Source organism: Scytonema sp. NUACC21 (assembly GCF_054684315.1).
Map to the genome: position 1 here is coordinate 14,907 of NZ_BAAFZH010000053.1, position 26,832 is coordinate 41,738.

Annotated in this window: 19 protein-coding genes, 4 pseudogenes and 2 CRISPR repeat arrays; of the genes and pseudogenes, 5 read left to right on the forward strand and 18 right to left on the reverse strand. The window is 41.2% G+C overall.

All coding sequences use genetic code 11. From position 1 onward, the window contains the following. Positions 1-640: 640 nt before the first annotated feature. The 5 genes and pseudogenes from ACYRY3_RS07330 to ACYRY3_RS07350 form a co-directional block, all read right to left on the reverse strand. Entirely contained in the window at positions 641-895 is a 255-nt protein-coding gene (locus tag ACYRY3_RS07330; protein WP_460201043.1) for a TIGR03643 family protein, read from the reverse strand. A 103-nt stretch (positions 896-998) separates the two neighbouring features. Beyond that, positions 999-2,039, reverse strand: coding sequence for an Rpn family recombination-promoting nuclease/putative transposase (locus ACYRY3_RS07335; protein ID WP_460201044.1), 1,041 nt, complete (start codon positions 2,037-2,039; stop codon positions 999-1,001). A gap of 138 nt (positions 2,040-2,177) precedes the next feature. After that, positions 2,178-2,555: pseudogene (locus ACYRY3_RS07340) on the reverse strand (cell division protein FtsH); the annotation flags it as partial. After that, on the reverse strand, positions 2,495-2,992 hold the full coding sequence (locus tag ACYRY3_RS07345; protein ID WP_460201045.1) for a hypothetical protein: 498 nt from the start codon (positions 2,990-2,992) through the stop codon (positions 2,495-2,497). The gene ACYRY3_RS07345 and the pseudogene ACYRY3_RS07340, both read right to left, overlap by 61 nt. Before the next feature lie 96 nt (positions 2,993-3,088). After that, complete coding sequence (locus ACYRY3_RS07350; protein WP_460201046.1) at positions 3,089-4,789, reverse strand: iron uptake porin; 1,701 nt, start codon at positions 4,787-4,789, stop codon at positions 3,089-3,091. 471 nt (positions 4,790-5,260) lie between these two features. Between ACYRY3_RS07350 and ACYRY3_RS07355 the strand changes: the two genes are divergently transcribed. The 3 genes and pseudogenes from ACYRY3_RS07355 to ACYRY3_RS07365 all read left to right on the forward strand — a co-directional run. Next, positions 5,261-6,301, forward strand: coding sequence for an NADP(H)-dependent aldo-keto reductase (locus ACYRY3_RS07355; protein WP_460201047.1), 1,041 nt, complete (start codon positions 5,261-5,263; stop codon positions 6,299-6,301). A gap of 314 nt (positions 6,302-6,615) precedes the next feature. Then, entirely contained in the window at positions 6,616-8,289 is a 1,674-nt protein-coding gene (locus ACYRY3_RS07360; RefSeq protein WP_460201048.1) for an FAD-dependent oxidoreductase, read from the forward strand. Between the two features lie 20 nt (positions 8,290-8,309). Next, positions 8,310-8,399: pseudogene (locus tag ACYRY3_RS07365) on the forward strand (4Fe-4S binding protein); the annotation flags it as partial. Here the strand turns inward: ACYRY3_RS07365 and ACYRY3_RS07370 are convergent. From ACYRY3_RS07370 to ACYRY3_RS07385, 4 genes and pseudogenes are all read right to left on the reverse strand, one after another. Beyond that, positions 8,394-8,723, reverse strand: a pseudogene (locus ACYRY3_RS07370) (AAA family ATPase); the annotation flags it as partial. The pseudogenes ACYRY3_RS07365 and ACYRY3_RS07370 overlap by 6 nt on opposite strands. A 115-nt stretch (positions 8,724-8,838) precedes the next feature. Then, positions 8,839-9,942 carry a DUF4350 domain-containing protein gene (locus ACYRY3_RS07375; RefSeq protein WP_460201049.1) on the reverse strand — a complete coding sequence of 368 codons (1,104 nt, stop codon included), beginning with the start codon at positions 9,940-9,942 and terminating at the stop codon, positions 8,839-8,841. A 62-nt stretch (positions 9,943-10,004) separates the two neighbouring features. Further along, positions 10,005-10,604, reverse strand: coding sequence for a DUF4129 domain-containing protein (locus ACYRY3_RS07380; protein ID WP_460201050.1), 600 nt, complete (start codon positions 10,602-10,604; stop codon positions 10,005-10,007). Positions 10,605-10,690: 86 nt separating this feature from the next. Next, positions 10,691-11,164: a DUF2243 domain-containing protein gene (locus tag ACYRY3_RS07385; RefSeq protein WP_460201051.1), complete on the reverse strand. Its 474-nt coding sequence runs from the start codon at positions 11,162-11,164 to the stop codon at positions 10,691-10,693. 160 nt (positions 11,165-11,324) lie between these two features. Here ACYRY3_RS07385 and ACYRY3_RS07390 point away from each other — a divergent pair, with 160 nt between their 5' ends. Both ACYRY3_RS07390 and psb32 read left to right on the forward strand, forming a co-directional pair. Continuing rightward, positions 11,325-11,810: an NADAR family protein gene (locus tag ACYRY3_RS07390; RefSeq protein WP_460201052.1), complete on the forward strand. Its 486-nt coding sequence runs from the start codon at positions 11,325-11,327 to the stop codon at positions 11,808-11,810. A 46-nt stretch (positions 11,811-11,856) separates the two neighbouring features. Continuing rightward, complete coding sequence (gene psb32 / locus ACYRY3_RS07395) at positions 11,857-12,591, forward strand: photosystem II repair protein Psb32 (protein WP_460201053.1); 735 nt, start codon at positions 11,857-11,859, stop codon at positions 12,589-12,591. A gap of 105 nt (positions 12,592-12,696) precedes the next feature. On the opposite strand, the gene ACYRY3_RS07400 is transcribed toward psb32, so the two are convergent. The 9 genes and pseudogenes from ACYRY3_RS07400 to ssuE form a co-directional block, all read right to left on the reverse strand. Next, the gene (locus ACYRY3_RS07400; RefSeq protein WP_460201054.1) at positions 12,697-13,080 is read right to left on the reverse strand and encodes a DUF4346 domain-containing protein; all 384 of its coding nucleotides are present in this window, start codon (positions 13,078-13,080) and stop codon (positions 12,697-12,699) included. 75 nt (positions 13,081-13,155) lie between these two features. Next, positions 13,156-15,108, reverse strand: coding sequence for a GNAT family N-acetyltransferase (locus tag ACYRY3_RS07405; RefSeq protein ID WP_460201055.1), 1,953 nt, complete (start codon positions 15,106-15,108; stop codon positions 13,156-13,158). Positions 15,109-15,572: 464 nt separating this feature from the next. Beyond that, positions 15,573-17,717: a cation:proton antiporter domain-containing protein gene (locus ACYRY3_RS07410; protein WP_460201056.1), complete on the reverse strand. Its 2,145-nt coding sequence runs from the start codon at positions 17,715-17,717 to the stop codon at positions 15,573-15,575. Between the two features lie 142 nt (positions 17,718-17,859). Next, positions 17,860-18,516 carry an HAS-barrel domain-containing protein gene (locus ACYRY3_RS07415; RefSeq protein WP_460201076.1) on the reverse strand — a complete coding sequence of 219 codons (657 nt, stop codon included), beginning with the start codon at positions 18,514-18,516 and terminating at the stop codon, positions 17,860-17,862. An 88-nt stretch (positions 18,517-18,604) separates the two neighbouring features. Continuing rightward, the gene (locus ACYRY3_RS07420) at positions 18,605-18,796 is read right to left on the reverse strand and encodes an NAD(P)H dehydrogenase subunit NdhS (protein ID WP_460201077.1); all 192 of its coding nucleotides are present in this window, start codon (positions 18,794-18,796) and stop codon (positions 18,605-18,607) included. 150 nt (positions 18,797-18,946) lie between these two features. Further along, positions 18,947-20,143, reverse strand: a pseudogene (gene rodA / locus ACYRY3_RS07425) (rod shape-determining protein RodA); the annotation flags it as partial. A 34-nt stretch (positions 20,144-20,177) separates the two neighbouring features. Then, a CRISPR array of direct repeats spans positions 20,178-22,441; the repeat unit is 37 nt; unit sequence GTTTCAATCCCTGATAGGGATTCGATGAAATTTTCAC. A gap of 308 nt (positions 22,442-22,749) precedes the next feature. After that, positions 22,750-23,490, reverse strand: a complete 741-nt coding sequence (locus ACYRY3_RS07430) for a hypothetical protein (RefSeq protein WP_460201057.1) — start codon at positions 23,488-23,490, stop codon at positions 22,750-22,752. Further along, the gene (locus tag ACYRY3_RS07435) at positions 23,487-24,383 is read right to left on the reverse strand and encodes a hypothetical protein (RefSeq protein ID WP_460201058.1); all 897 of its coding nucleotides are present in this window, start codon (positions 24,381-24,383) and stop codon (positions 23,487-23,489) included. Before ACYRY3_RS07435 ends, ACYRY3_RS07430 begins: the two co-directional genes overlap by 4 nt. Before the next feature lie 105 nt (positions 24,384-24,488). After that, positions 24,489-25,974: a CRISPR direct-repeat array (repeat unit 37 nt; unit sequence GTTTCAATCCCTAATAGGGATTCAGTGAAATTTTCAC). Positions 25,975-26,228: 254 nt separating this feature from the next. Continuing rightward, complete coding sequence (gene ssuE, locus ACYRY3_RS07440; protein WP_460201059.1) at positions 26,229-26,795, reverse strand: NADPH-dependent FMN reductase; 567 nt, start codon at positions 26,793-26,795, stop codon at positions 26,229-26,231. Positions 26,796-26,832: the final 37 nt, after the last annotated feature.

A 26,832-nucleotide genomic window follows, 5' to 3' on the forward strand; every position in this document is an offset into this window, starting at 1 on the left:
GACTTGTTGTTGATTTAATATGTCAAAACTTTGAATTCTTATCAAGGACAGTTAAGACCGTTAAGACCACTCGTGACAGATTAAAAAATAATGCAATTTGTCAATATATCTAAATATATAAATAAACTTAAATAATAATAATCATATAAGAGGGGAAGGGGTGGAGACAAGTGTCGCTCGCCTCTACCCCTTTCTTAATATTATCATTATCAATACGAGACTCTCTACAGGAATAAAGTACTGCGATTACCAATCAACAATAAAATCATTCCAATAATAGTATCTGTTTGCATAGTCAAATCTCGTCATATATGATTAATTATCTACTAAGTTTGAGTTAGTTCGATACCGAACAACAAATCCTACATATAGCAGGTTTTGGTGTAAATCCCGGTATGTTAACCAACCTTAGCTGAACTACACAGCCCTTAATCCCCTGGCTAAAAGCATGAGGGAATTCTTTTCTTAAAACGTTGTAACTAAGGCATAAAGTTTACTTCAAACCTCTCTCCCGTCAGGAAAGAGGTATTGAAACCCCCTTTTCCTATACGGGTTGGGGGCTAGGGGGATTAGGTCGAGAAGATGGGCGATGTTTAACAATCTACTTTTCAATCATCCTTTGAGAGAGGTTTGGATATAACTATATCTTTTGATTGTGCGATTTGAATCTGGTTATACTTATCTCTCGCTTTTGTAAATGCTTGCTTTTGCGTCCGGTGACACGTTCCCGCCACATACGAAAACTAGATGCCTTCATTTCTCGACGCATCAGAGCAATGACCTCTTTTTCTTGCAAGCCAAATTGTTCTTGAATTGCCTCAAATGGCGTTCTGTCTTCCCATGCCATTTCGATAATGCGATCGATAGTTTCAGAGCTAAGTTCGGATAATTTCATTGAAAAATAATAAGTAAAAGACTTGAATTTAAATTTATCTAAATTTGTGTTTATCTTTCTCTAATATCAATTTAAGATGAAGCTGCACCAATTTTTACCCCTCCTAACCTCCCCGATATCTTGGGGAGGTTAGGAGGCGGTGGGGTTCTTTATATGCATCTTCATGATAAATACTACGTAATTCTTCAACATTCTGGGCGGTTTTTAGAGCAGTTTTGATAGCTCTTAATTGTTCCACATCTTCAATTTTTGAAATTTCTGGCATCAGGTTAAGCCCTAAATTACCAAACTTCAGTTCCAATGCTAGTTCAATTCCCTCGAGCAAACCAATTTTAATTCCCTTTTGCTCACCTCTTTGCTCACCTCTTTGCTCACCTCTTTGCTCACCTCTTTGCTCACCTCTTTGCTCTATACTCGTAATATATGGCATCTTTTTTTCCTCCTCGTATTGAATTAATTGTTGTTCAAACTCTAGCTCTAACTCTTCTGGTAGACTCATTATCCAATCTATGAATGCAAAAAGATTAATAATATCTTCTCGCATAAAGCCTTGCTCATACAACCGTTTAGTTAGAGTTAGCTTTGATTGAAGACGCTGTTGACTATTATTACGTGTTTCTATGGCTTTTAAATGAGCCATCACCACAGTAGCAAAGGGGTTGCGGCTAGCTTCTAGCTCTTGCCACTGCTGTTGATAGTCTAGCAATTTCACGACTGGAAACTTGAAATTCATTTCACAATCAAATACCTGGTAGCCAAATTGATTTGGTCGCCAGTTGCTTCTTTCGTCTCCCAACACGGCTAGGGAAGCCACCGATCGCTTGTAGCGATCGTAGATACGATAGTTACAGGTAAACATTCTTTGGGCAAAGTCACTTTCTTCCTGGCTTTGAACCTCGACGTGAATTAATATCCAAGTCTCTTTGCCCCCATGACGATAAATTTTAACGAGCTTATCAACTAAGCGTCGTCCCAATTCTGCATCCCGCACAACTTTTTGCAGTTCTTTGTCTAGAAACTCCGGGGGTTGTGTCCAATCAATTTCTTTATGAGCTTGAGGAAAGAAAAATAGTACAAAGTCCTCAAAATATTGTTGCAGTATATCTTTCCAAGGTGTATCAAATTCTGTTTGGGGCTGATTCATGGTTATTGATTTATTCTTTGTTGGATAAAAATAAAAAATCAGGATAATTCCAGACAATACCAGAATTACCCTGATTAATGTGCATTAAGAATTAGAAACTAAGACCTGTTTAAATCTTAAATTCTCAATCCTCACTCACTAAGCAAAAGTCGCAGTTTTGACATCATTGTTTGCCAACAATTCTTGCAACTCTTCGGCATCTACAGTTTCTTTCTCAACCAGCATCGCTGCGAGTTGGTCGAGAATGAGGCGGTTATTCTCCAACACTTGTTTAGCGCGTCGGTAAGCTGTTTCTACCAACTGACGAACTTCTTCATCAATTGCCGCTGCAGTTTCTTCGGAGAAGTCCCGTTCTGACATGATGTCCCGACCGAGGAACATATTGCCTTGCTGACGTCCAAGGGCAACTGGTCCCAAACGATCGCTCATCCCAAAACGTGTCACCATTTGACGGGCTACACGTGCCACGTGTTGCAGGTCGTTAGAAGCACCAGTGGTAACTTCTTCTTCACCAAACCAGCTGCTTGGGCAAAAATTGGTGGTGATTCTCCTGTATGCCCAAAGTCAATACTCCCAACATTTAAAGCTTCTAGCAGTTGTGGACCAGCAGGAAATTCAATCCACTCAACTGACACTCCTTCTGGTTGCAGGCGTTTTTCTAAAACTCCCTTAGCTTTGATCAAAATTGCCGATTTTTGATACCCAAACCTGACAACAGATGCTTTGGTTGAACCAGTATTAGCAACAGATGTTGCTGTGGAATTGGAATCAGCAGAATTATTAGCTGAGCACGCAGCAAATAACAAGCTTAAGCACAAACCTGCAACAAAAGCTCCAAAAATGGGAACTGGAAGATTTGAGAATAATCTCTTTCTCCGGTCGTGTTGAAGGAATCGGAGTTTAATCAACGATTTCCATTGATTCACTAAGATTTTTAAAATTTTGTTAAACATTCAACTTCACTCCTACAAAAAATTGTTTCGTACTATAAACTGATTGGCTTACCGTAGTATTTTAAGAAAAAAAGCAACTTTTCAACAAAATTTTTACTAGAAAGCAAAGCTAGTACGCAGTACACCTACCCAAATTGGATCGTTGGCATCATTATGCTCTGGCTTGGTAATCACATAAACAATGGGGGTAATACTGATATTGCTATTCAATCGGAAGCGATAGAAAGCCTCAAGATGTAAAGAAGTATCCGGATCTTCTCGTTTCTGTCCTGCCACTCTATAGTCAGTGTCGGTAACTTTAGGTGGTACACCAATTACAAAGCCTCCTAAATTACCTTCTTTGAATAAGTCTGGAAAACCAAACGTGAGAGCACCATTCACTATAGTTGCTTCACTATCACCCCCTGTCTCCTGGTGCGCTAAAGTATAACCGAACCAACCACCTAAAGAGAAGCGAGGGCTGAGTCTCCAGCTGAATTGAAGCCCGAAGTTATCTGAGGTTGTGGCATTTTGTTGAAAAGGATTTCTTGCAAACGCACTCCCTGTACCCCCTGTAAGGTTAAAACCAGATTGAGCAAGATAATATTTGCGGGCATAGGTGAGGGCAACATCAACCTGACGATTGGGTGAAAAGGTGAGTTGACCAATTGCAAGAGATGTACTGTTAGTCAACCCTCTGTTTGGTACATTAGCCTGAAAGTTATCGAGTATGTAACTCAAATGGAGTTGAAGTTTGTTGTTAAAGCGATAAGCAAACGCTGCCCCTGCGCCATCAAAGCCCGGTCGGTAAACAGTGGGGTTGAACTGTCCAAACCTTGAGAAAGCACCGTTAAGGGCACTGCCAGTTAAGTTCGTAATTGTTGGAATGTACGCAGGAGGATTGAGTGTCCGAGTCCCTACCCAAGCGGTCGCCTTGCTACCTATAGGAAAGCGGTAGTACAAGGCATCAACATACAAATCACCACTTGGGAAGTTAGCTGACTCATCCAGGGTAAAACGAGTCATTTGTGTTCCCGTTGAGGCTCCCATGTTAGGAATGCTAGATGCTACTAAACTTGTTGTTAATTGGTCTCTACCGCTGAAACTCGTTTGAAAAGCCAGTCTGGTACGATAACCAAGAAAGGTGTTACTGTCGTCATCCGTATCATCAGCCTCTGTGTTATTTGCTCTTGGACCAATGGCATCAGCCAGCACAAAGACAGCATCACCAACCAATTTGGTAGTCGTAGAAAATTGCTTGGCTTCTACTTCAGCAACACGAGGTTCCAAATTATCTACCCGCCCTCGTAGCTCAGCAATTTCGGGTCCAAATTCCTTAGTTAATCTTTCCAAAGCCGCTAAATCATCTTGAGTTAGCACCTCAGCTGTAGAAGATGCTATGAGGCGATTGATTTGATCCAAACACCCATTAAGACCCGCTGCAAATTCATAGCGGGAGAGAGCGCGGTTACCACGAAAAGTGTTGTCTGGATAACCAACAATACAGCCATAACGCTCAACCAGTGACTGAAGGGCAACAAAAGCCCAATCAGTTGGTTGTACATCTGAAAGTTGCGAAACTGATGTTGTCTGAGACACACTTCCTTTGTGTTTTGCTGAAGAAGTTTGCTCCCCCCAAGTTTGAGTGGAACTGCCCTTTAATTCTCGGGTCACATCTTCTTCACTCAGTCGTTCCTCAACTCTTTTTGTCTCTGGTGTTGTTTCTGTTGGCTGGGCAACAGCTTTTGCATCAATTGCTAATAATAGACTTAAAATAACCGGAGTAGCTAGCAGTAAATTCCAAACAATTTTGTTCATCACTTGATAAATTCATTTGAGCCAAAAGATTCAGTAGGTCGAATGAAGTCTGAAGAATCAGCAAAACTTGGAAAGTTAAGCTTTACTTTCCTTCTGGGAAAGTACTTTGCATTTTATACTTCATGACCCTAAATCACTACCTTCTTAATTCTGTAATTCAAAATTAAGAAAGTAATAATGTTAAAGTAAAAATTTTCTTAATAAATTTTACGGTAAGTCAGTCGAGTTTACGATGTTTGATTCTACTAGATAGAAGTATTTCATAAAAACTGTAGTTCTTAAGTATTTTTAGCTACAATTGCACGTGAGTTACTTTTTTAAAAATTGGGTTGCTTGTTGAAGCTAAGTCTGATAGTATCTTAGGCATTTTCTTGAAACACACATGATTCAGTTGATTTACAGTATTTTCTGTAAAGGTGTAGTATTTTTAAGTCCTGATAAGAGAACGAACGGGGAAAATTTTCTGAGCGTATGAAATACAATCAACTTGGTGAGAGCAACCTTAAGGTTTCTGAAATTTGTCTTGGTACTATGACCTACGGTCAGCAGAATACCATTGAAGATGCCCAAGAGCAGCTAGACTATGCGATCGCCCAGGGGATAAACTTTATTGACACTGCGGAAATGTATCCAGTGCCGCCCCGTCCTGAAACTCAAGGGCGAACAGAAGCCTATATAGGGGAATGGTTGAAGAAGCAACAACGGGACAAACTGATTATTGCTACCAAAATTGCCGGACCAGGTCGTCCCGTGAAATGGGTGCGCGGAGGATCGACAAACATTCAACGCAATAACATTAAGCAAGCGGTAGAAGATAGCCTCAAGCGGTTGCAGACAGACTATATCGATCTATATCAAATCCATTGGCCCGATCGCTATGTTCCCATTTTTGGGCAGACAGAATACAATCCCAATTTTGAGCGCGAAACAGTCCCTATTGCCGAACAACTCGCGGCTTTTGACGATTTAATTAAAGCAGGAAAAATCCGCTATCTAGGTTTGAGTAATGAAACCCCTTGGGGAGTGACTCAGTTTAGTCAGATAGCCAAACAACTGGGATTACCCAAAGTCATTTCAATTCAAAACGCCTACAATCTGTTAAATCGGGTTTTTGATTCTGCTTTAGCTGAAGCTTGCTATCATGAAAACGTAGGTTTGCTAGCTTACAGCCCTCTAGGATTTGGTTTACTATCAGGCAAATACGTGCATAGCAAGAAACCAGAAAATACACGACTCACTCTTTTTGAAAATTTTGGACAGCGCTATCTCAAGCCCAATGTCAGTGAAGCTGTAGCAGCCTATGTCGAAATTGCCCAAAGTCACAACCTCAAACCCGCACAACTAGCCATAGCATTTGTCCTCAGTCGTTGGTTTACGACTAGCACAATTATTGGTGCTACAACACTAGAACAACTTAAAGAAAATATAGACAGCTTGAATGTGGTTCTCGATAAAGAGATTTTGGCAGAGTTAAACGCCGTTCACACTCGTTATCCCAATCCAGCACCTTAATAGTCATACATTGTGAACTCCGCTAATAATTCGGGGTACCGAATGAGAGTGGGGGACAAGGGCGCAATTAAGTTAACCAAACTCCTTGCTTTTCCCGAAAAACTATGTAAAACTCTCTTTGTAACTTAATACGGCAAGTCTACCAATAAACCGTATTTTGGTGAAGCCAATACGAGCACCATCAGCGGCTTTTGCTAGAAAGCTGCTGGTTTTTATCCTCAGTGTTGCAAACAGCAGCCAGTATTTTAGCTGCGTTGTCCCCTCAGGTTTTCTATTGTAAGCCAACGTAGGTTAGGTATAGAAGCGCGAACATCATGAGTAAATTTTGGTCAGGTAATTCATCTACAGGCAATTTTGACCCAAATCTAGAGGCAGATGTACTCGTCATTGGAGGTGGTCCGGCTGGCACTTGGGCTGCTTGGAGTGCGGCATCCTCTGGTGCTAGGGTCATTCTTGTAGATAAGGGATACTGCGGTACAAGCGGATGCGCCGCTGCATCTGGTAATGGTGTGTGGTATGTACCGCCCGATCCACAAGCAAGGGAAGCAGCAATGGCATCTCGGGAAGCTTTGGGTGGATATTTATCAAACCGCAATTGGATGCAGCGGGTTCTGGCTCAAACCTATGTAAACGTCAATTTGCTTGCCGAGTGGGGTTATCCCTTTCCTACCGATGATGAAGGCAAACCCTACCGCCGTTCTTTGCAAGGTCCAGAATATATGCGACTGATGCGAAAGCAGGTGAAAAGGGTAGGGGTGACAATTTTAGACCACAGCCCAGCTTTGCAGCTGCTTGTAGATTCTGAGGGTGCAGTTGCAGGGGCAACAGGTGTGAACCGTCAATCTGGTAAAGCATGGATTGTGCGGTCAGGGTCAGTCATCATTGCAACTGGAGGCTGTGCTTTTTTAAGCAAAGCACTTGGCTGCAATGTCTTAACAGGGGATGGCTACCTCATGGCAGCTGAGGCGGGTGCAGAAATGTCAGGTATGGAGTTTTCCAACGCCTATGCGATCGCGCCCGCCTTTTCTTCCGTCACCAAAACCCTGTTTTACAACTGGGCAACATTTACCTACGAAGACGGTTCACCCATTCCAGGTGCAGGGTCACAACGGGGGCGTTCTGTCATTGCCCAAACCCTTCTGAAGCAACCAGTTTATGCCATATTGGACAAAGCCACAGAAGAGATGAGGTCAGCCATGAGGAAAGCGCAGCCCAACTTCTTCTTACCCTTTGACCGTGCGGGAATCGATCCATTTACCCAACATTTCCCCGTCACACTGCGTTTAGAAGGAACCGTGCGCGGTACTGGTGGAATCCGGATTGTAGATAATACTTGTGCCACATCCGTTTCTGGATTGTATGCCGCAGGAGATGCCGCAACTAGAGAATTAATTTGCGGTGGATTTACAGGAGGCGGCAGCCATAACGCAGCTTGGGCATTGTCTTCCGGTTATTGGGCTGGACAATCAGCGGCGTTGCATACCAAAAAACTGGGAGACAAAGCAACAGTTCGCCATGTAGAAACAATAGGCGAAGCAGCATTCAATCCTGCAAGCAAAGGCACTCTCAACCCAGAAGAAGTGATTCAAGCAACTCAAGCCCAAGTCTTCCCCTATGACCGCAACTATTTCCGCACCGAACAAGGTTTGATTGAATCTCTACACAACTTAGATGACCTTTGGAAAGAACTCCGTACTAGCCTTGCAGTCAATGACAATAATATTGTCCGGGCAAGGGAAGCAGAGGCAATGGTAGCAACCGCAAGGTGGATGTACAACAGCGCTTTAGAGAGAAAAGAAACTCGCGGTATGCACAAACATCTGGATTACCCAGAACAAGATGTCAACCAACAGCATTACTTAACTACTGGGGGTTTAGATAAAGTTTGGGTCAAAAAACAGGGCATGGAGACAGGAAAACACCGGAACGGGAGAGATGTTTCGGATTTAGTCTCCGCGTCTTCTTTAGTTTCTGCATCAAAAGCATAAACCATAATGGGAGTAGCAGTGTGATAGAGTTAGTCAGCGAGTCACGGTGTATTCAATGCAACATTTGTGTCAGCGTTTGTCCGACAAACGTATTCGACAAAGTACCGGATGATTTCATCTGCCAGCAATACTTCAGTAAATACTGGTCCTTTTCTTAAGCTGAAGTTGCGGGTATTTAAGTCAAAAATATTTGTACCAGTAATATCTGATGGTAAGACATCCGGAGTAAGTTGAATTCGGCGAAATTCGGCTTGGATAAACTGTGCCAACACTTTTACCAGAAGTGTTTTACCAGTTCCCGGAACTCCTTCCAAAATAACGTGTCCACCTGCTAGGAGTGCTATGAGAAGCTGCTGTATTAAGGTAAATTGACCGACAACAACTTGATTAAGCTCTTGATTTAAGCGATTTAATATAGGATTGGTTGAATTCATTATTTTGAAACAAAATTTAATAAATTAAATAGGTCGGTATAAAGTAAAGTTAACTCGTAAAGGCTGTCCTTTGTTATTTGTCATTGGTGAATCTAGTGCTGGAGGTGAATTTTCTTTAGTGACTTTGAGTTAACAGCATTTGCCGTATCATTTTCCATTTTTCCAACCAGCTTATCAGCTCCCGCTCGCTTAAACGGCGTTGTTGGGATTGTAACTTTAACACTTTATCTAATTCTGCGGCAGAAGTTCCTGTTTGTTGTACCCAGGCATTAACTAAGCTTTGGCGATCGAGCAATTGCTGTCCCAATCCCAAAGCTTTTTGTAGTTGCAGTTGTTCTTCCTTCCCAATCATCTCCACAACAAAGTCCCTGGATTCCGCTTTTTGTAAAACTCCTGCCAACGCTTGAATATAGGCTTCGCTATTATCAACAGCAGGGGTTTCTAGTGGTATCGGTTTGCCAAAGCGCTGATTTTGACTCCATATAAGTATTAGTAAGACTACAGCTATTTGTAGGAATGTTGGCATCAAGGGAGTTTGTGCAAAATAACTCCATATGTTCCCTTTGCCTTCTTTTTCGCTGATACTAGAATCTTGATAGCCGTGAATATATTCGTCTACAAATAATAAGTTACCTTTTTGATAGACTAAATCTGCTAAATATTGGAAATTAGCTTGATTATCTTGGTAGGCATTGGCAGCTAAGTAGGGCGCGATCGCAAAAATAGCTTTTCCTTTACCATAATTTTCTTCCCATACAATTGCACCAAAGCGATCGCCCAAAGAAACCTTGTCCCCTGGATGAAGTTGGTGACGCCGTCGTGTTTCAATCTTGACTTTTCCTGCAGGGGATTCTTGCATTGTCGTAAAGTTTGCTGCTGTCACAGCTTCCCTCACGCCCAGAAGAACTAACTTGTTACCTTGTTCTACCCATTCTTGCTCGCTCCCATACAAAAAATTTGGTATTGGGGAACTGTGTACTTGCAAAAGCGTGACTGGTTTTTTCTCTCTATTTAAATCGCTCAAAGGCTTTTGCCAGCGTTGAATACCAGTTTTTCGCCGTTCCATATAAGCATACCAAGCACCATAACCATCGGGAGCACGGTTGTAAGTGGAGCCACTATTATTTTTGCTGCTTGTTGGCGCTGATATCAAGGTCAGTAATATGATGGCTCCTAAAACCAATGCCCCAATCCAAACAATACGGTTTGAGCGTTTCATACATAATGGCTAATAGCTAATGGCTAATAGCTAATGGTAAGAGAGCAATTGGCAATTAGCAATCAACTTTCTTTCCGTACAATTTCTTGATAAGCTTGTTGGCAGTGCTCGTAATTCTCACCGGCGACATCAGTATTACTAAAACAGAGTTGCTCGTGAGTGGTAATCAAAGTTTCATAGGGTTGTATGGGAGTTACGGATATTTGCAGCAATTGTAAGTACTCTCCATCCGTGCGGCTGACTTTGTGGGGGAGAATTTGACCCTCATGCAAATGCTGTAACATGGCAAAATATAAACAGCGGCAAGCCTCACGATAGTTACCCTGACGGTAAAATTCCTGCGATCGCGTCAACCATGCAGCTGCTGATAAGTCACTTTCTTGCCCTTTGTTACTAGAACCAGTCGAATTCCTTGTTTTTGCGAGCCAAGAGTAAAAATAGGGACGAAGTGCTTGCCAAAACTGCCAACTTGCCCATAGCAGAAATAAGCTGAGTAACAGCCAAAAAATAAAATTGAGTAGATTAAACAGCCAAGAGCTAATTTTCCATCCATTTTGGAGCTGCGGATTCCAATTGAAACCAGAAAACTGATATTCAATCCATTCTCCTACTTGCTGTTGAACTTGGAAAAATTGCCAACTCCAACTCGTTTTTTCAAACATATTCTAAGGACGTAGAACAAGAGGGGGGAGAGTCAAAGCCAGAAACCTGGTAAAAATTATTACTACTAACCACCAACGACTAACCACTAACTCTCTGTCCTTTTTATCATTATCCAACCAAGGATGACAAGAAACGCACCTGTTGCCAAAAATCCTAAATCCCAGAATAGCTGGTTTGGTCCAGATTTCACATGATGAATACCGAGAATATGATGATCGATGACGCCTTCGACTAAATTGAACAACCCAGCACCAAGAAATACCGAGCCAAAGAAAAGGTTGGATGACCAAGGAACATCATCACCCCGTCCAGCCCTCCACAGCAAAATGACTCCGATAACAGTCATTATCCAGTCAAAAGCGTGAAACAATCCATCCCAGACTGTATTGACATCAATATTGGGGACTGTTGTCGGAGGTCGAACATTACTTAACATATGATGCCATTGGAGAATCTGATGCAGCACGATGCCATCAAAAAATCCTCCCAGACCCAAACCAATAAAAATCCCAGCAATAATCAAGGGTGTAGGATTGTTTTTTTCGCTTTTTGACTCCATCCTTTACCTCCGAGATAGACTTTTTTCCCAGAATAGAACGGCTTTCCAAACTCTATCTTCTGCCTCAAGACACGTACTGTGAAAGAATTCAAATTTACTCAGTTCTTGCTAGCATCTACAGTTAAGGAAGAAAATTGAGGTATAAACAAGCAATTTTCATATGACCATTTATTTTTACAAAGTTTGGCAGCCTTACGGGTGTTTTTCCAATTTTTCGTTTCACTCAATCCGAATTGATGGCGTTTGCTGGTCTACAGTTGAGCATTACTATCAAGCTCAAAAGTTTGTAGGAACACCAGATGCAGTAGTTGTACCTCTCATCTATGCTGCCGAGACACCAGAACAAGCAGCAGCATTGGGTCGCGATTGTACTCGCCGGGTTCGTCCTGACTGGGAAGTCGTCAAAACTCAAGTTATGAGAGAAGCGGTTCTCAAAAAGTTTCTAACTCATGCCGACATTCGAGAAATTCTTTTGGCAACTGGCGACCAACTCATTGTAGAAGATTCTCCGAGAGATTATTTTTGGGGCTGTGGAGGAGATAAAACAGGTCAAAATTATCTTGGTAAAATCCTGATGAGCGTGCGTGAAGAACTCCGCAAGTTACCATCTTTGTCTCACGAACAAGTTCAGAGACTGTACCTGTAGTTATATATTAATCTTGGTGCAATTATTCTGTCCTTTGGCAAATATCATGAAAAAGCTCCTCGACCAAATATATAACTTGAAACAGAATATCAAATGGCTATTTCTGCCACTTGTGATGGTGGTTCTGGCTTCTTCTGTGTTTGTAATGCCTGCCTTAGCTACAGGTGTATATCAATTACCTAACATAACACCTGGTGGTACCTGGGTTATAGATCGAGGTGAAGTCATCAGCCGTTCAAATGAAGGTAAAATTGCCAGCGCTTTTGAGGACTTGGCACAGCAAACAGGGAATGAAGTCAGAATTGTTACGGTTCGCCGTCTTGACTATGGTGAAACTCCAGAAAGCTTCACAAAAGAACTCTTTAACAGATGGTTTCCCACACCAGAAGCCCAAGCAAATCAAACATTACTTATGATTGATACCGTGACTAACGGTAGCGCAATTATAACTGGCGATAAAGTAAAATCTCTTTTGCCAGACGATATTGCTGAAAGTGTAGCTTCCGAAACCTTGATGGCACCATTACGGGACGGCAACAAATACAATCAGGCGTTCTTAGATGCAAGCACGCGCTTAGTTGCCGTCCTATCTGGCGAACCCGATCCCGGACCACCCCAAGTTGCTGACAAAGTACAGGTAGAAGGTACCTTCACGAAAGCAGAAGACACCGACCAAGGTAACGCAACTGCTTGGGTGGTAGGGCTGTTAATTGCTGCAACCATCATTCCGATGGCAACGTATTACATTTACCAGATTAATCAGCCATCATCAAATGGTTAATGCTCGTTGAGCATCCCCTATCTTTTGTGAGGGCTGTCCTTAGTCCTTAGTCCCTCGTCCTTTATATGTAGCACAAATGACTAATGACAAATGACTAAGGACATTTTAATCCTGAACATAATCTTGCCCTGTCACCAAAGCAGTCTCAGCCCGGATGAATTCCCGACCTAAGTAAGCAGCATGGTCTAGCTGAGTCACCGGACAGGGCTGAGTTTCCTCAAAAAGTCTAACGCAGAGTTCCTTTGCGGTTCTTCCACTGTAGACTGTAGAGTGATTCCGTTGTACCTTTCCGCGTGCGGGAATCACTTGCCCTGTTTCAGGGTCAACAGCTAAACCGCGATCGTCAATGATATTCGTGAAATGCTTAGCACAAATTAAACCTTCTTCCCGATTCAAGTAAATAATAAAGTACCCACCGGGGTCAAGGTCAATATGACGCTGAGACAGCTTGTCATCAATTGCCACTAAATCCGAAACAGTCAAGTCCATAATTACCTTAACTCAAAATTTAAAGATCGGGGTTTTTACCTGTACTTAACCCCTTTCTCAGTATAATTCTTCTACTTAACCATCTTTTTTGCTAAATGGTAACTCCGCATTAATTGCCTCAATTTCCTGTTGTTCTAACTCATTAACTTGCTTGATATACGGTCGCAAAATTTGTGTCAATCGATTATTATAAAATCGGTGCAAGCTGTAATTAGGGGTAGCTGGAAAACCACGACGTTTTTTATGACGTCCACCAGCACCAGGATCGAAGGATTGGATGCCGTTCATTATCGCCCATTCTATTGGTGCATAGTAGCAAGCATCAAAATGCAAACAATCAATGTCTTGAAAAGAACCCCAGTAGCGTCCATACATCCTGTCACCTTTCACCAAGCAAAAAGACATTCCCACTGGCTGACGGTTATCCTGTTGACTGTAAGCTGCAAAAAACAACACTCGATGACGATAATGGGTATGCAGTTGTTCAAAAAACCGCTTTGTTAAATACTTACTACCCCACCAGCCAAATTTATCACAAGTGTCTGCATAGAACTGGTACATTAGGGGAAATAAGGATTTAGGAATTTCGTCACCAAACAACGGCTGTAGTTTCAAACCAGCTTTTTCCACGGCTTTGCGTTCTCGCTTAATATTACGGCGCTGATTGGCGTTGAAACTTGTTAAGTAATCATCAAAATTATTAAAGCTAGAATTTTGCCAGATGTAGCTATGATGCAACCAAGGTGTAAAACCTTGACTTTCAAGGATAGGACGCCATTCTGGATCTACATAAAGGAAATGGCACCCAGAGATGCCGTGTTTAGTGCAGAAAATATCGATTTCACGCACCATCATTGCTGTTATCTCGCGTTCATCTTCTCCTGGGGCGATGAGAAATCGATAACCCTCGGCGGGAGTGAACGGTGACATACCCAGCATTTTTGGGTAATAATCTACACCAATACGTTGTGCTAAGTCTGCCCACTGGTGATCGAAAACAAATTCGCCATAACTGTGTCCTTTAATATATAAGGGGGCAGCAGCAATCAGTGTTCTGTCTCGCCATACAGTTAAGTGATTTGGCAACCACCCAGTATTGGCAGTGGCACTTTGGGAGGATTCAAGATTATTCAGCCATTCCCACTCTAAAAACGGGGTTTTGAGGGGCAAAGCTAAAGCATCCGTTTTTGCCCTTGTAATATCGGGACGGCGGCGGCGGGGGTCGTCGGAAGGTAGGGGTTCAAACTTGATTTCTGCGTTGGGGTTTATCAGGTTTTGCACCGCTTTTGCCAACTCCAGAATTGTGTACTCGTCTGGATTTCCCAAATTTACAGGACCAACGTATTCGTTATTCATCAGACGCATCAGACCATCTACCAAGTCTGATACATAGCAAAAACTACGGGTTTGTGAACCTTCTCCGTAAACAGTCAGAGGAATACCACGCAATGCTTGAACCACAAAGTTGCTAACTACACGACCATCGTTTTCTAGCATTCGAGGTCCGTAAGTGTTAAAGATTCTGGCAACTCGGACATCGACTTTATTCTGCCTGTAGTAGTCAAAAGTCAGAGTTTCGGCAATCCTCTTTCCTTCGTCATAGCAGGAGCGAATGCCTATAGGATTTACATTACCCCAGTAATCTTCACTTTGTGGATGAACGTTTGGGTCGCCATAGACTTCACTTGTTGAAGCTAACAAAAAGCGTGCTTTCACACGCTTAGCTAACCCCAACATATTCAAAGTACCCATAACGTTGGTTTTTACTGTTTTCACAGGGTTGTATTGATAATGCACTGGGGAAGCAGGACAAGCCAAATGGTATATTTGATCTACTTCCAACCTAATTGGTTCGGTAATATCATGGCGGATCATTTCAAAATATGGGTGCTCCAGCCATTTCTGTATATTGCGTTTATGTCCGGTATAAAAATTGTCTAAACAAATGACTTCATGTCCATCAGCTATCAGCCGATCGATGAGGTGGGACCCAATAAATCCAGCACCGCCTGTCACCAATATTCTCATAGTTTCCCAGTTACTAACAGATGTTTGCTTTTTCGCTTGCGCTTGTACTTAGATTACCCAGGCTTGAAACAAAAATACAGCAGAATGAATAATAATTGAGCGGAGAGACTCTAGATTGATGTAGATAATTCCCCTGAATTTACACCTTTCTATCTTCGCACTTGCCAGAAAGCAGAGCCAGTATTCAAAAATCAGGCTAAAAACTCAGTAGCTTTGAGTAGGCTCAAAGTGTCATCAGTTTTTTAAGTAAAGAAACCGAGTTGTGTAGAATTACTGGACTTATGCTCTAGCTTCACAAGTCATTAAGAAAAATAACAAACATTTTCTGCTTATTGTTAGCTTTTAACTCAGATTTTACTAAATCTTTAAGAAGATAAAGTTTTTTGACATACTTGTCATTCATCATTCGTCATTGGTGACCGGCATAATAAATGACAAATAACCAACGACCAAGGACAAAAATGCTACACCATTCCCTCGGACATTGCCGCTGTAGTCGTGGGGATACCAGCAGTTACAACTGCTGTTTGAGTGCGTTGGGGTTCTCCAAGCATAACGATAGAACAGGTTAGTTGGTTAGCTAACTGAGTTGTGACATCACTAATTGCTAACCCACCAGGGTAGGTGCGATTTCGTATAAATGGCAATACGACCAAATCAAATAGTCTTGCTGCTTGCAATATCGCTTGAGCAGTATTTTCATGAGCAATGATTTGAATCTCTGGTGGATTTGCTATTGCTAGCTTAGAAATTGCCAGCGAAAGTTGCGATCGCCTCCAAGCAATTTTACTTGAGCTGGTACGGCGATCGCACACATTTAACACTGTCACTTGTGCTTGATTTGCTTCTGCTAAAATCTGTGCAAATTGTACGGGTTGTAATGAAGGTGACGCTAAATTTTCTAATGGAACTAATATACGCTGGATTTTTCTCGGTGAATCTACCAAACGAGTCACTGCTACCGGACAATGAGAAGACCACAAAACGTTATCGATGACGTTACCAAATAAACGTGCCTTTAACCCAGTCCGTTTACCCCAACCCATAACGATCAAACTCGCCTTTTGTTCGCGAGAAGCTCTACTAATTCCTTGAGCAAAGGCATCATCAATTCGCATCAATGGCTTAGCTTCTACGCCCAAAACTTCGCTAAGTGCTGCCGCTTTTGCCAGTAATCTTTGACTGCGTTGTACAGAAGCATCCATGTGAGGTGCATCCATATGAGCAAAAGCCGTTGCGATTGCCAGTGGTACAATTTTGCCTTTTGTCTGCCGTGCTAGCAGCGCTGCCATCTCCATCAGATGTTGCTGTGTTTGGGGATTGTATATAGGTACAACTATGGTATAGCTTTTTTCTCGTTCTTCTGGCTTTTGGTAAGGAGGCTCTACAGGCTTATCCTCTTTTAATGGTGAAGAAGTTAACCCTAGAGCGACTCGATTTGTAATCAATGGTCCCAAAATTGAAGTGACAAGCATCAGGACAATGATGCTGTTTAGGACTGGAGTATCTAACAATCCAACTCGATATCCAACCAGCGTTGCTGCTAAAGTTGTACCCACTTGAGGTAGTGACAGCGACCACATTGTCAGCATTTCTTGCCAATTATAGCGGTAAGCCAATTTTGCCAAAAAAGCTGCAAGCAATTTACTTGTTATTAAACCAACGACAATAAGAATCGTTAACCACAAAGTTCCAAGATTTACAAAAGTAGGTAAATCTATTAATAAGCCAAGGTCAACGAAAAAGATGGGAATGAATAATATATTGCCAACAAATAGTAACTTTTCTTTTACTGGACCATCTCCTACAGTTTCATTGACAGCCAAACCAGCTAAAAAAGCTCCAACAATCTTTTCTACTCCAATTAATTGGGCTCCTACAGCTGCAAGAAATACGGCAAGCAGCACAAATAAATATTGGTTGCCTTCATCGTCACCAGAACGACGGAAAAATTCTTTACCTACCCAATCAAAACCTACCAAAACAATAATTGAGTAAATAGTTAAAGAACTTAGCAATCCAATGAGAGAATTATAGCTAGATTGTCCGCCATTAATGGTCACACTGGCAGCTAATACTAGCAAAGCACCAATATCTGTGAAAATTGTGGCTCCAATAGTAACAGTTATAGCTTCGTTATTTACTACACCAAACCGACTAATAATGGGATATGCCAGAAGAGTGTGGGAAGCGAATAAAGAGCCAATTAAAATAGCAGAATTCCACCCATAGCCAAAGAGCCGCCCAATACAACTTCCTACCAATAAAGGAACTAAAAATGTCAAGAAACCAAATCCCAATGACCTATTTTTTATAGGTTTAAACTGCTGTATGTCTACTTCTAGCCCAGCAACAAACATCAGATAAATTAAACCAATGTCTGACAGGAGGTTCATTATGTACGAGTTGGCATCCAATACATCTAAACCGTGAGTTCCGAGTACAACTCCTGCTAAAAGCAAACCTACTAATCCTGGCAATTGCAGTCGCTCAAACAGGATTGGTACAACTAAAATGACTACCAGTAGAATAGCAAAGGGAACAATAGGTTCCTTGCTGAGAACTTGGAAAGTTGGTTCCAAAGCAAGAAATTGTGATAAGAGTTCCATAGGTAGGACGCAGAAGTTGCGATAGTGGGACTTCGATTAAAGAGTACAGTAATGGCTCAAACTAGTAAATTTCAGAATTGCCCTGACAAAAAGATAAAAATTTTACCTAAACTAACCAAATGATTATCTAAAACCTAACTACCTATGGGTGGATTTGGCTTAGAATAAACCGCAGGCGATCGTAGTCATCTTTAAGCAGTACATTCAGGGTACGTCCTGCTCTAACTAGCCATTGCCTGTCAGCCATACGTAGTTGATACACACCTCGAATAGCTGCTGCTGTTAAAGATTCTACTGGCGCACCACTTATAGAAAGCAATGTCCGTAAAAAATCCAGCTGTTCGGTAAATTTAACAATTATTTCTGGCTCGCAGCGGTAGACTGCTTGGTGAATTTGCGGTGGTCGAGGCGGTAAATATTGATATATCCCTCCATTTGAAAACGTATTATTTCCTAGTTGTTCAAATCCCACAATTGCTGCCCGAAACTCGGTCTTAAGCATTGCGAAAATTTGAGGTTGTTCCTCTCGTAAGTCTTGCAGTGATAAACCCAGAGCCACCGCCCGATGCACTGAATCTATGGGCATGGTTGTCACATAATATACAACCGCAAAAATTTGATTTCCTGACTCTTCATCAACGGAACGAACCCAACTACCAAAGGGAGGCATAGAAGGAAAACTTAAATCCTCTGGTTCTAAACACTGAGCTAAAAATTCACAAGTTGTGGTTTCAATAACTTCGGCAATATGGTTGGGTTGACGATTGCTTCTATTAAACTGTGGTAGGGGAAGGCGCATATTAGTCATTAGTCAAGAGTCATTAGTCATCAGTCAAGAGTCATTAGTCCCATCAAATAACAAAGGACTAATGACTAAGGACAAATCACTATTTCTTTTTCCGTCCTGCGGTCTCTAAGAGTTCTAACTCCGACAGACGGAAAGTAATTAATTTATCCCAATTACCACCTTCAAACAGAACAGCTACTTTTCCATCACTTACGCGTTGCACAAGACCTTCATAGCGATAATAAATATCTGTAGGATTCTTGACGCGAACAGTTGCTCCAGGTAGAATCATCGTCATCTTTCCCCTTGCTTGGCTCCTATCTCTAGCTTACTACTAGTTATTGGTGATTGGTCATTTGTCATTGGCCATTTGTCATTGGTCATTGGTCATTGGTCATTAATGTTTTGCAAAGGACTAATGACAAATGACACTGGACAAAAACTAATACTTCTGCCGTTGGCGGAAATTTGCAACAGACTCTACTAGTCCCAAAGCAATGAAGTTTTTCAGCATGGCAGAACGTCCATAACTCATCCAGGGTAGGGGAATTCCTGCAACTGGTGCCAATCCAACAGTCATGCCGATATTGACAACCATCTGGAACACGATCATCGACAAAACACCTATAGCTAACAACGAGCCAAAGTTATCTTTTGCTGTTTGAGCGATATGTAGTAAGCGCTGACACACCAAGCAGAATACGAACAAAATGACCAGACAGCCGATAAAACCAAATTCTTCGCCTACAGCTGAAAAAATAAAGTCTGTATGTTGTTCGGGAACAAAATTCAGTTGTGTCATGGGACCTCTAAAAAGCCCCCATCCCCACCATTCACCTGCGCCAATGGCAATGCGAGATTGAATCAGGTGATATCCAGCACCTAGGGGATCGTGTTCGGGGTTCATAAATACGGTGAGGCGGTCTTTTTGATACGCTTTTAACACGTGGTTCCAGGCAAAGACTCCCAATTCCCCGCCTAAAAGATTAAGGGACAAAGCACCTATCCCGCCAAGAGCGTATCGACGTCCGGGGAGAGTCAAAAATCCAAGCAAACCCATAAAAAATGACCAAAGCAATCCCAAAGGCGTCAAAGTTATTTGGTTTAACACAACTATTGGGAAAGGCCAAGGTATGGTGAACAAAATTGCTGCAATAATAGGGGAAACTAGGAGGATTAACCAGCCTGGATTAGCGTTTGCCCAGTACAACATTCCTAATACAATGGCACCAAATACCAGTGAGGTAGCCAAATCTGGTTGCAAAAATACCAATCCCCAAGGAACGGCTGTGATTGCCAACGCCCTGACAACGTTATCGAGAGTAGAAGCAGTGCGCTTGTGTAAGACTACCGCTAGGGTAATAATCAATCCTATTTTGGCAAATTCTGAAGGTTGTACGTTAAAGCCAGCTATGTTAATCCAGCGTTGTGCTCCTTTAGCACTGTGACCGACTACCATCACTGCAACCAGACTGATATTTGTGATGGCGTATGTTATCCAGTGCCATTGAATCAGCTGTTCGTAACGGCTTCTGGCAATCACTAGGGCGATGGTCAAACCAATACCGCCCATGAGCCAATGCCACCACCAATCAGTCAGCCCCTGATTCAATTCTGTCCTGCGGATCATGACGCCGCCTTTAAAAGCGGGTTCTAAAGGGTCTCTACAGATTGTTTCAATCCCTGATAGGGATTCGATGAAATTTTCACTTTATCGAAAAATTCACACACCTGAGAATCACTGAGTTTCAATCCCTGATAGGGATTCGATGAAATTTTCACAGTTGCCCCGTGCCCTTGGAGCCAGTTACTGGCGAGTTTCAATCCCTGATAGGGATTCGATGAAATTTTCACGAAAAAACTGGATTCTAAAGGAGGGGGGGTTGGACGTTTCAATCCCTGATAGGGATTCGATGAAATTTTCACCATCACTCTAACGGGTCGTGCTTACGAGCAGGTTTTGTTTCAATCCCTGATAGGGATTCGATGAAATTTTCACTTTCTGAATACAAGCTATCAACGCTAATAGAAGTCAGTTTCAATCCCTGATAGGGATTCGATGAAATTTTCACGTCTAATTCCATATTTCCTATCTTGCTTATATCTTTTGTTTCAATCCCTGATAGGGATTCGATGAAATTTTCACAATATCACCTCAATCTCCCCATCCTCATAGGGCACCAGTTTCAATCCCTGATAGGGATTCGATGAAATTTTCACTCCAAACGCTACTCAATATTTTAGAACTGGGTTAGAAGTTTCAATCCCTGATAGGGATTCGATGAAATTTTCACTTCTAGATGATTTCGAGAGTCAGTTAAAGTCTAAGTTTCAATCCCTGATAGGGATTCGATGAAATTTTCACGGCAGTCGTGCCTGTACAATGCCATATTGCATTTCGTTTCAATCCCTGATAGGGATTCGATGAAATTTTCACTCAAAAGGTTAGTATATGTCTATCTCTATTTTCTACGGTTTCAATCCCTGATAGGGATTCGATGAAATTTTCACCTTCCCCATTACCTGTAGGATTATTGGATACTACGTTTCAATCCCTGATAGGGATTCGATGAAATTTTCACTCTTCATCTAATTTTTCTAATAATTCATCGGCAAGAGAGTTTCAATCCCTGATAGGGATTCGATGAAATTTTCACAATACTTTTGTATTTTCTAACACTACCTTTAGATAGTTTCAATCCCTGATAGGGATTCGATGAAATTTTCACTTATATTTTCATCGCGTTAATATCGATACTTGGGGTTTCAATCCCTGATAGGGATTCGATGAAATTTTCACCCGTTCCATCTTTTCTGGTTTGAGCGTATTCTTCGTTTCAATCCCTGATAGGGATTCGATGAAATTTTCACATGAACGCAGTAGAAAAAGTTGCCCAATATTTAGTTTCAATCCCTGATAGGGATTCGATGAAATTTTCACGCTGCCGACTAGCTCGAATCGTAGACGAAGAGTTTCAATCCCTGATAGGGATTCGATGAAATTTTCACGAAGCGATAGAGTGTTGATAGTCGATGCTTCCGGTTTCAATCCCTGATAGGGATTCGATGAAATTTTCACATATTGCAATTTGCTCAATACTTTCAGGTCAGTTTCAATCCCTGATAGGGATTCGATGAAATTTTCACAATCTTTTAAGTTTACTTAATACAAGGAGAATCTTTGGTTTCAATCCCTGATAGGGATTCGATGAAATTTTCACAATAGCTTATCAAGAGTATGTAGAAGAATTTTTGAAGTTTCAATCCCTGATAGGGATTCGATGAAATTTTCACCTCATTGAGTGACCTTTGGGTTTGAATACAATTGTTTCAATCCCTGATAGGGATTCGATGAAATTTTCACTAGTCCTCCCAGTCGATGATCATCTGCTATATAAGTTTCAATCCCTGATAGGGATTCGATGAAATTTTCACCTGCACCAAAAGTCGAATTTTTGTCGGGAGAGGTTTCAATCCCTGATAGGGATTCGATGAAATTTTCACCACCACTCGTCTGACCACTCCCACTCGAAAAACGATGTTTCAATCCCTGATAGGGATTCGATGAAATTTTCACGTTCGACCCGGATTTGGGTGCCTTGGCTGACGAACTGTTTCAATCCCTGATAGGGATTCGATGAAATTTTCACTTTGCGTAAATTCTAACGTCTGCGCTGGAAGAATTTGTTTCAATCCCTGATAGGGATTCGATGAAATTTTCACGTTGATGGTAGTGAGATGCCAGCGCGTCCATTTATGCAGTTTCAATCCCTGATAGGGATTCGATGAAATTTTCACGTAAAAATGATTAATTCTTACTACGAAAACCAGGTTTCAATCCCTGATAGGGATTCGATGAAATTTTCACGCCACTTCTTCTCCCAAGAAGGCGGAGGATGTGTTTCAATCCCTGATAGGGATTCGATGAAATTTTCACCCCAGGAGCCCAAAAACGAGTTTGTATGTAGTTTTCATGGTTCAAAATCGCGGATGGGTCAATCATAGCATCAAAAATGGAGATTGAGTAGAGGGAAAATGGCTGAAATCCAGTCTGGGTAAGGAGCGCGGATGGGTCGGGTGCTAAAATTCTCCTCAAGCCTTGTGGTACAAGGAATTCAGCCATTTTTCTGGAGAGTTATTTTCCAACACCTACCCATCCGCGAATTAGCCGAAGAAAATCATGTCGTTGCATATTGGTTCTCTTGAAAGAACTTTCACTAGCTTGGGGCTTTAAAGCAAAGCTGCTTAAGTTGCATTGGGAGTGGCTTCAGATGCATCTGAAGCTTTAGCCCGATACACGAATTGAGACCGCCTCAATTTTACAATTTCAGGAATATATTCATTTTTATGATTTTGCCCCTCAAACCCAAGTCGTAAATAGACATTTCCTCCTATGCCTGGAATCACCTCGCCGTCTGGAGTGCGTTCATCATCTTTAGCAAAGTAAAAAAACTGGAATTTATCATAAATGCTTTTTTCAAATTCATCTTTCAATTTTTGTTCAGCATTTTGATATATAACAGGCGCAACTATAAAAATTTTCTCTGGCTCTATTTTTTGGATCGTGTTAACTATATTTGTTCTCACAACACAAGCGCCAGAGATAATAGATTTGACAATAACTAAATACTTAATTTTTTTATTCGTGGGTTCTTGATATTTCTTTAATATCGGAGCTACTTTTAAATCTTCAATTTCAAATGGTGAAAATCGTTGATTCCAAAAACAGGCAAAAGCAATCTTGGAAAGATGCTTTTCTAGACTTAGAAGCATACCTTTAGCTAGAAAATCAGCATCTTCTACAGTACAAGCTAGGTATACATCAGCCTGTTCATCATCAATTTGAGTCAGAATAGCATTACCGAGGTGCATACCTATCTTTGTCATGGCTTCTCTATATTTTCCAGGCTCAATATGCTTATTTGCTAGTATTTCAAGCCAAAATTTGGTATCTTCTTTACATAAATCTGAGTAGATTCTTGTCATATTAAAAAAACCTCCAGTTCTTCAAAGGAAGAGGGTTTATTTTTCTTAATAAGTTTTTGAAACTTTTGAAAGCGTTTTGTCTCAATACTGTATGATAGTGTACCTTCATCAAGTCCGTTTTGGAACTCCCAACGCAAAAATCCTCTAGTAAGATTATAGGTGAAACCATCAATAGCGCTCAATATCTTATCAACCTCAGGGTCTAGCTGCAACTCTGTTTGGAATGAACGGATATACGAAGGTATAAAATCTTGAGTTTTTTTAAGAATATCCATGATAGATACATTTGATTTATCACTAGCTACCCATGCGCCCAGCAGCACGGCTGCTAGACATTCAAGTTTATCTGGGTCGGGATTCTCAAAAGCAGACAAATACTCTAGAGAACGTCTGAAATTATTTTCTTTTGCAATAATTTTGGATAAACTTTTTTCAAAACAGAAGTAAAGTATTTTGCTGTAGTTTTTAATATTATCTGGCATACTTACCAGCAATCTCTCCTGAAGTTCCTCAGAAGGCACTACTAGCCAAAGCTCTGACTCTCGGAATATTGACTTATTTAAATGATACTGCTTTTGAAAATCATCATATATTGATTTTTCACCTTCTCCCCAACTGACGCTTGAACTGTTTTTAAGCTGATAATGCCGAAGTAAAGCTTCATTTTTGCAATCAATGACTAAATCATCAACAAATGCAAAGCATTGATTAAAAAAAATGATGTCTTGATTTTCTTCCATAACACATCTTGATAACAAAGCCAATTGATAAACAGCAAAGATATCTTCATACTGAATTCCTTTACTACTACTAATGCCACCTGCATTTTTACGTTGTATGTACTCTACGGCTTGAGTACCAAATAAATTCTCTATTTGTTCTCTTGTGTACATTAACTAGCCAACTTTAATCTAAGGCAACTAATATTAATATTCTATTTATTCTTGGCGTTTAACGTTTTTTTCCACCTTCTATATTTTCATCCTTACCCGTTCATTTTTTCAATCCCTAATAGGGATTCAGTGAAATTTTCACGAGGGGTTGGCGCGATACATGGACTCAGAAATGAGTAAGTTTCAATCCCTAATAGGGATTCAGTGAAATTTTCACGAGTTTCTATGCTCGCTAGCTCTGACCAGCTTAAAAGTTTCAATCCCTAATAGGGATTCAGTGAAATTTTCACAAAACAAAGTAGGACTATGCGAGAAAAATTTGACGTTTCAATCCCTAATAGGGATTCAGTGAAATTTTCACGATTGCCCACGTAGCACCTAAGTCATCTGTGTATTGAGTTTCAATCCCTAATAGGGATTCAGTGAAATTTTCACTTTCACTTTAGCGGATTTGGATTGATGGGATTAACTAGTTTGTTTCAATCCCTAATAGGGATTCAGTGAAATTTTCACTTTGATGTTAATCGCTGCATTGTGGTCACGCGTTTCAATCCCTAATAGGGATTCAGTGAAATTTTCACCCCGCATATCGCCATTGGCATTGCTGTGATGAATGTTTCAATCCCTAATAGGGATTCAGTGAAATTTTCACTGCCATTCCCAGCAATTAAAAGTTTGATAAAGGTTAAGTTTCAATCCCTAATAGGGATTCAGTGAAATTTTCACCAGGTATACATGGTGAGAATTGGTTCAATTTCAAAGTTTCAATCCCTAATAGGGATTCAGTGAAATTTTCACTTAATCATATTGTTGCGTCCTATGGATATAAACAGTTTCAATCCCTAATAGGGATTCAGTGAAATTTTCACGGTAAAGTCGGGGGAGCGTGCCAGGGAGTGAGCGGTTTCAATCCCTAATAGGGATTCAGTGAAATTTTCACTCCGGATACAGAATGGACTTATAAGGGAGAACGTCTAAGTTTCAATCCCTAATAGGGATTCAGTGAAATTTTCACGACTTCTAAATGCCCTCACGAAAGCCACGAAGTTTCAATCCCTAATAGGGATTCAGTGAAATTTTCACAATTGCCACACAAAGGTAAAAATAATTACGACCATTATGTTTCAATCCCTAATAGGGATTCAGTGAAATTTTCACAGCCCCAGGACCGGGTGAGATTTCGGTCAACGGCAACGGGTTTCAATCCCTAATAGGGATTCAGTGAAATTTTCACTTCTCCCTATCTCCGTTGCAGTATTAATCCGCACGGTTTCAATCCCTAATAGGGATTCAGTGAAATTTTCACGGTTACGCTTCACTCAGTCGCGCCTTAGTTAACTTTGTTTCAATCCCTAATAGGGATTCAGTGAAATTTTCACTGCCGGAGTACAAGCAAAACATTAAAGCAATTGTTTCAATCCCTAATAGGGATTCAGTGAAATTTTCACCACAAGTTTTACCCAAGCCAGATAAACCTAGTCCTGTTTCAATCCCTAATAGGGATTCAGTGAAATTTTCACGCTCCAACTTTCACAAGCGCTGTGCTTCTGCACCGTTTCAATCCCTAATAGGGATTCAGTGAAATTTTCACAGATCCAGAGTTAGCTCATAAGCTCTTTGGAAACGTTTCAATCCCTAATAGCTCATTTTTCGATCCAGTCGTAGAGCGGGTTTCAGCCTTCATCTTAGTAGTTCATTTGTTCGCGCCCCAAGGGCTGGGTGGGCACTGCTCACCGTTAGCTAACTATAGACGTAGCCCACTGTTAACTGGGTAAACATCAAAAAAGTAGCAGATGAACTGGGAGTCATTCACCTGCTACAGGCAAGTAGGAGAAAGGCAATGAACTAACTTGCGTGGGCTAATTCTTGAGCAATCGGTTGAAACTTGTTTACAGTTTGACCAAACTCTTGTAGAGCTTCTTTGAGTCTTTGATCAATTTCCGCATCAAATTGAACGTTGCCATCAGGTTGTGGTTGAATTTGCTTATCTACAGCATAAACACCGCCCAAAATATACTGTGCTTTTAATTCAGACAGCACTGGTTTGAGAGCATAATCAATAGATAATAAATGGGCAATAGTTCCACCAACGGCAAGAGGTAGCACCACTTTACCTGCCAATGCCCGTTGGGGTAGCAAGTCTAAAAAGGCTTTGAGCACACCTGTATATGCTGCTTTGTAAACCGGAGTGGCAACAATCACACCATCAGCCCGTTCCAATAGAGCCTTTGGTTGTTCTAAATCTGGACTATCGTAACGTCCGTAGGCCAAAACCTCTGATGGTATATCGCGAACTGAAATAATATCCGATTCAAAACCCTCTTGTTGCAATATTGTGGTAGCGTATTCCAAAAGGCTGTAGGTTCTGGAGGGATGAGACGGGCTTCCTGAAATTGCCAAGATATGTGGCATATTTTCAACTCCTATATATGAAAGCTGTTTAATTGCC

Excerpts from the sequence above, each read along its gene's own strand:
- ACYRY3_RS07330 (WP_460201043.1), bottom strand. The coding sequence starts at position 895 with ATGAAATTATCCGAACTTAGCTCTGAAACTATCGATCGCATTATCGAA.
- ACYRY3_RS07335 (WP_460201044.1), bottom strand. The coding sequence starts at position 2,039 with ATGAATCAGCCCCAAACAGAATTTGATACACCTTGGAAAGATATACTG.
- ACYRY3_RS07345 (WP_460201045.1), bottom strand. The coding sequence starts at position 2,992 with ATGTTTAACAAAATTTTAAAAATCTTAGTGAATCAATGGAAATCGTTG.
- ACYRY3_RS07350 (WP_460201046.1), bottom strand. The coding sequence starts at position 4,789 with ATGAACAAAATTGTTTGGAATTTACTGCTAGCTACTCCGGTTATTTTA.
- ACYRY3_RS07355 (WP_460201047.1), top strand. The coding sequence starts at position 5,261 with ATGAAATACAATCAACTTGGTGAGAGCAACCTTAAGGTTTCTGAAATT.
- ACYRY3_RS07360 (WP_460201048.1), top strand. The coding sequence starts at position 6,616 with ATGAGTAAATTTTGGTCAGGTAATTCATCTACAGGCAATTTTGACCCA.
- ACYRY3_RS07375 (WP_460201049.1), bottom strand. The coding sequence starts at position 9,942 with ATGAAACGCTCAAACCGTATTGTTTGGATTGGGGCATTGGTTTTAGGA.
- ACYRY3_RS07380 (WP_460201050.1), bottom strand. The coding sequence starts at position 10,604 with ATGTTTGAAAAAACGAGTTGGAGTTGGCAATTTTTCCAAGTTCAACAG.
- ACYRY3_RS07385 (WP_460201051.1), bottom strand. The coding sequence starts at position 11,164 with ATGGAGTCAAAAAGCGAAAAAAACAATCCTACACCCTTGATTATTGCT.
- ACYRY3_RS07390 (WP_460201052.1), top strand. The coding sequence starts at position 11,325 with ATGACCATTTATTTTTACAAAGTTTGGCAGCCTTACGGGTGTTTTTCC.
- psb32 (WP_460201053.1), top strand. The coding sequence starts at position 11,857 with ATGAAAAAGCTCCTCGACCAAATATATAACTTGAAACAGAATATCAAA.
- ACYRY3_RS07400 (WP_460201054.1), bottom strand. The coding sequence starts at position 13,080 with ATGGACTTGACTGTTTCGGATTTAGTGGCAATTGATGACAAGCTGTCT.
- ACYRY3_RS07405 (WP_460201055.1), bottom strand. The coding sequence starts at position 15,108 with ATGAGAATATTGGTGACAGGCGGTGCTGGATTTATTGGGTCCCACCTC.
- ACYRY3_RS07410 (WP_460201056.1), bottom strand. The coding sequence starts at position 17,717 with ATGGAACTCTTATCACAATTTCTTGCTTTGGAACCAACTTTCCAAGTT.
- ACYRY3_RS07415 (WP_460201076.1), bottom strand. The coding sequence starts at position 18,516 with ATGCGCCTTCCCCTACCACAGTTTAATAGAAGCAATCGTCAACCCAAC.
- ACYRY3_RS07420 (WP_460201077.1), bottom strand. The coding sequence starts at position 18,796 with ATGATTCTACCTGGAGCAACTGTTCGCGTCAAGAATCCTACAGATATT.
- ACYRY3_RS07430 (WP_460201057.1), bottom strand. The coding sequence starts at position 23,490 with ATGACAAGAATCTACTCAGATTTATGTAAAGAAGATACCAAATTTTGG.
- ACYRY3_RS07435 (WP_460201058.1), bottom strand. The coding sequence starts at position 24,383 with ATGTACACAAGAGAACAAATAGAGAATTTATTTGGTACTCAAGCCGTA.
- ssuE (WP_460201059.1), bottom strand. The coding sequence starts at position 26,795 with ATGCCACATATCTTGGCAATTTCAGGAAGCCCGTCTCATCCCTCCAGA.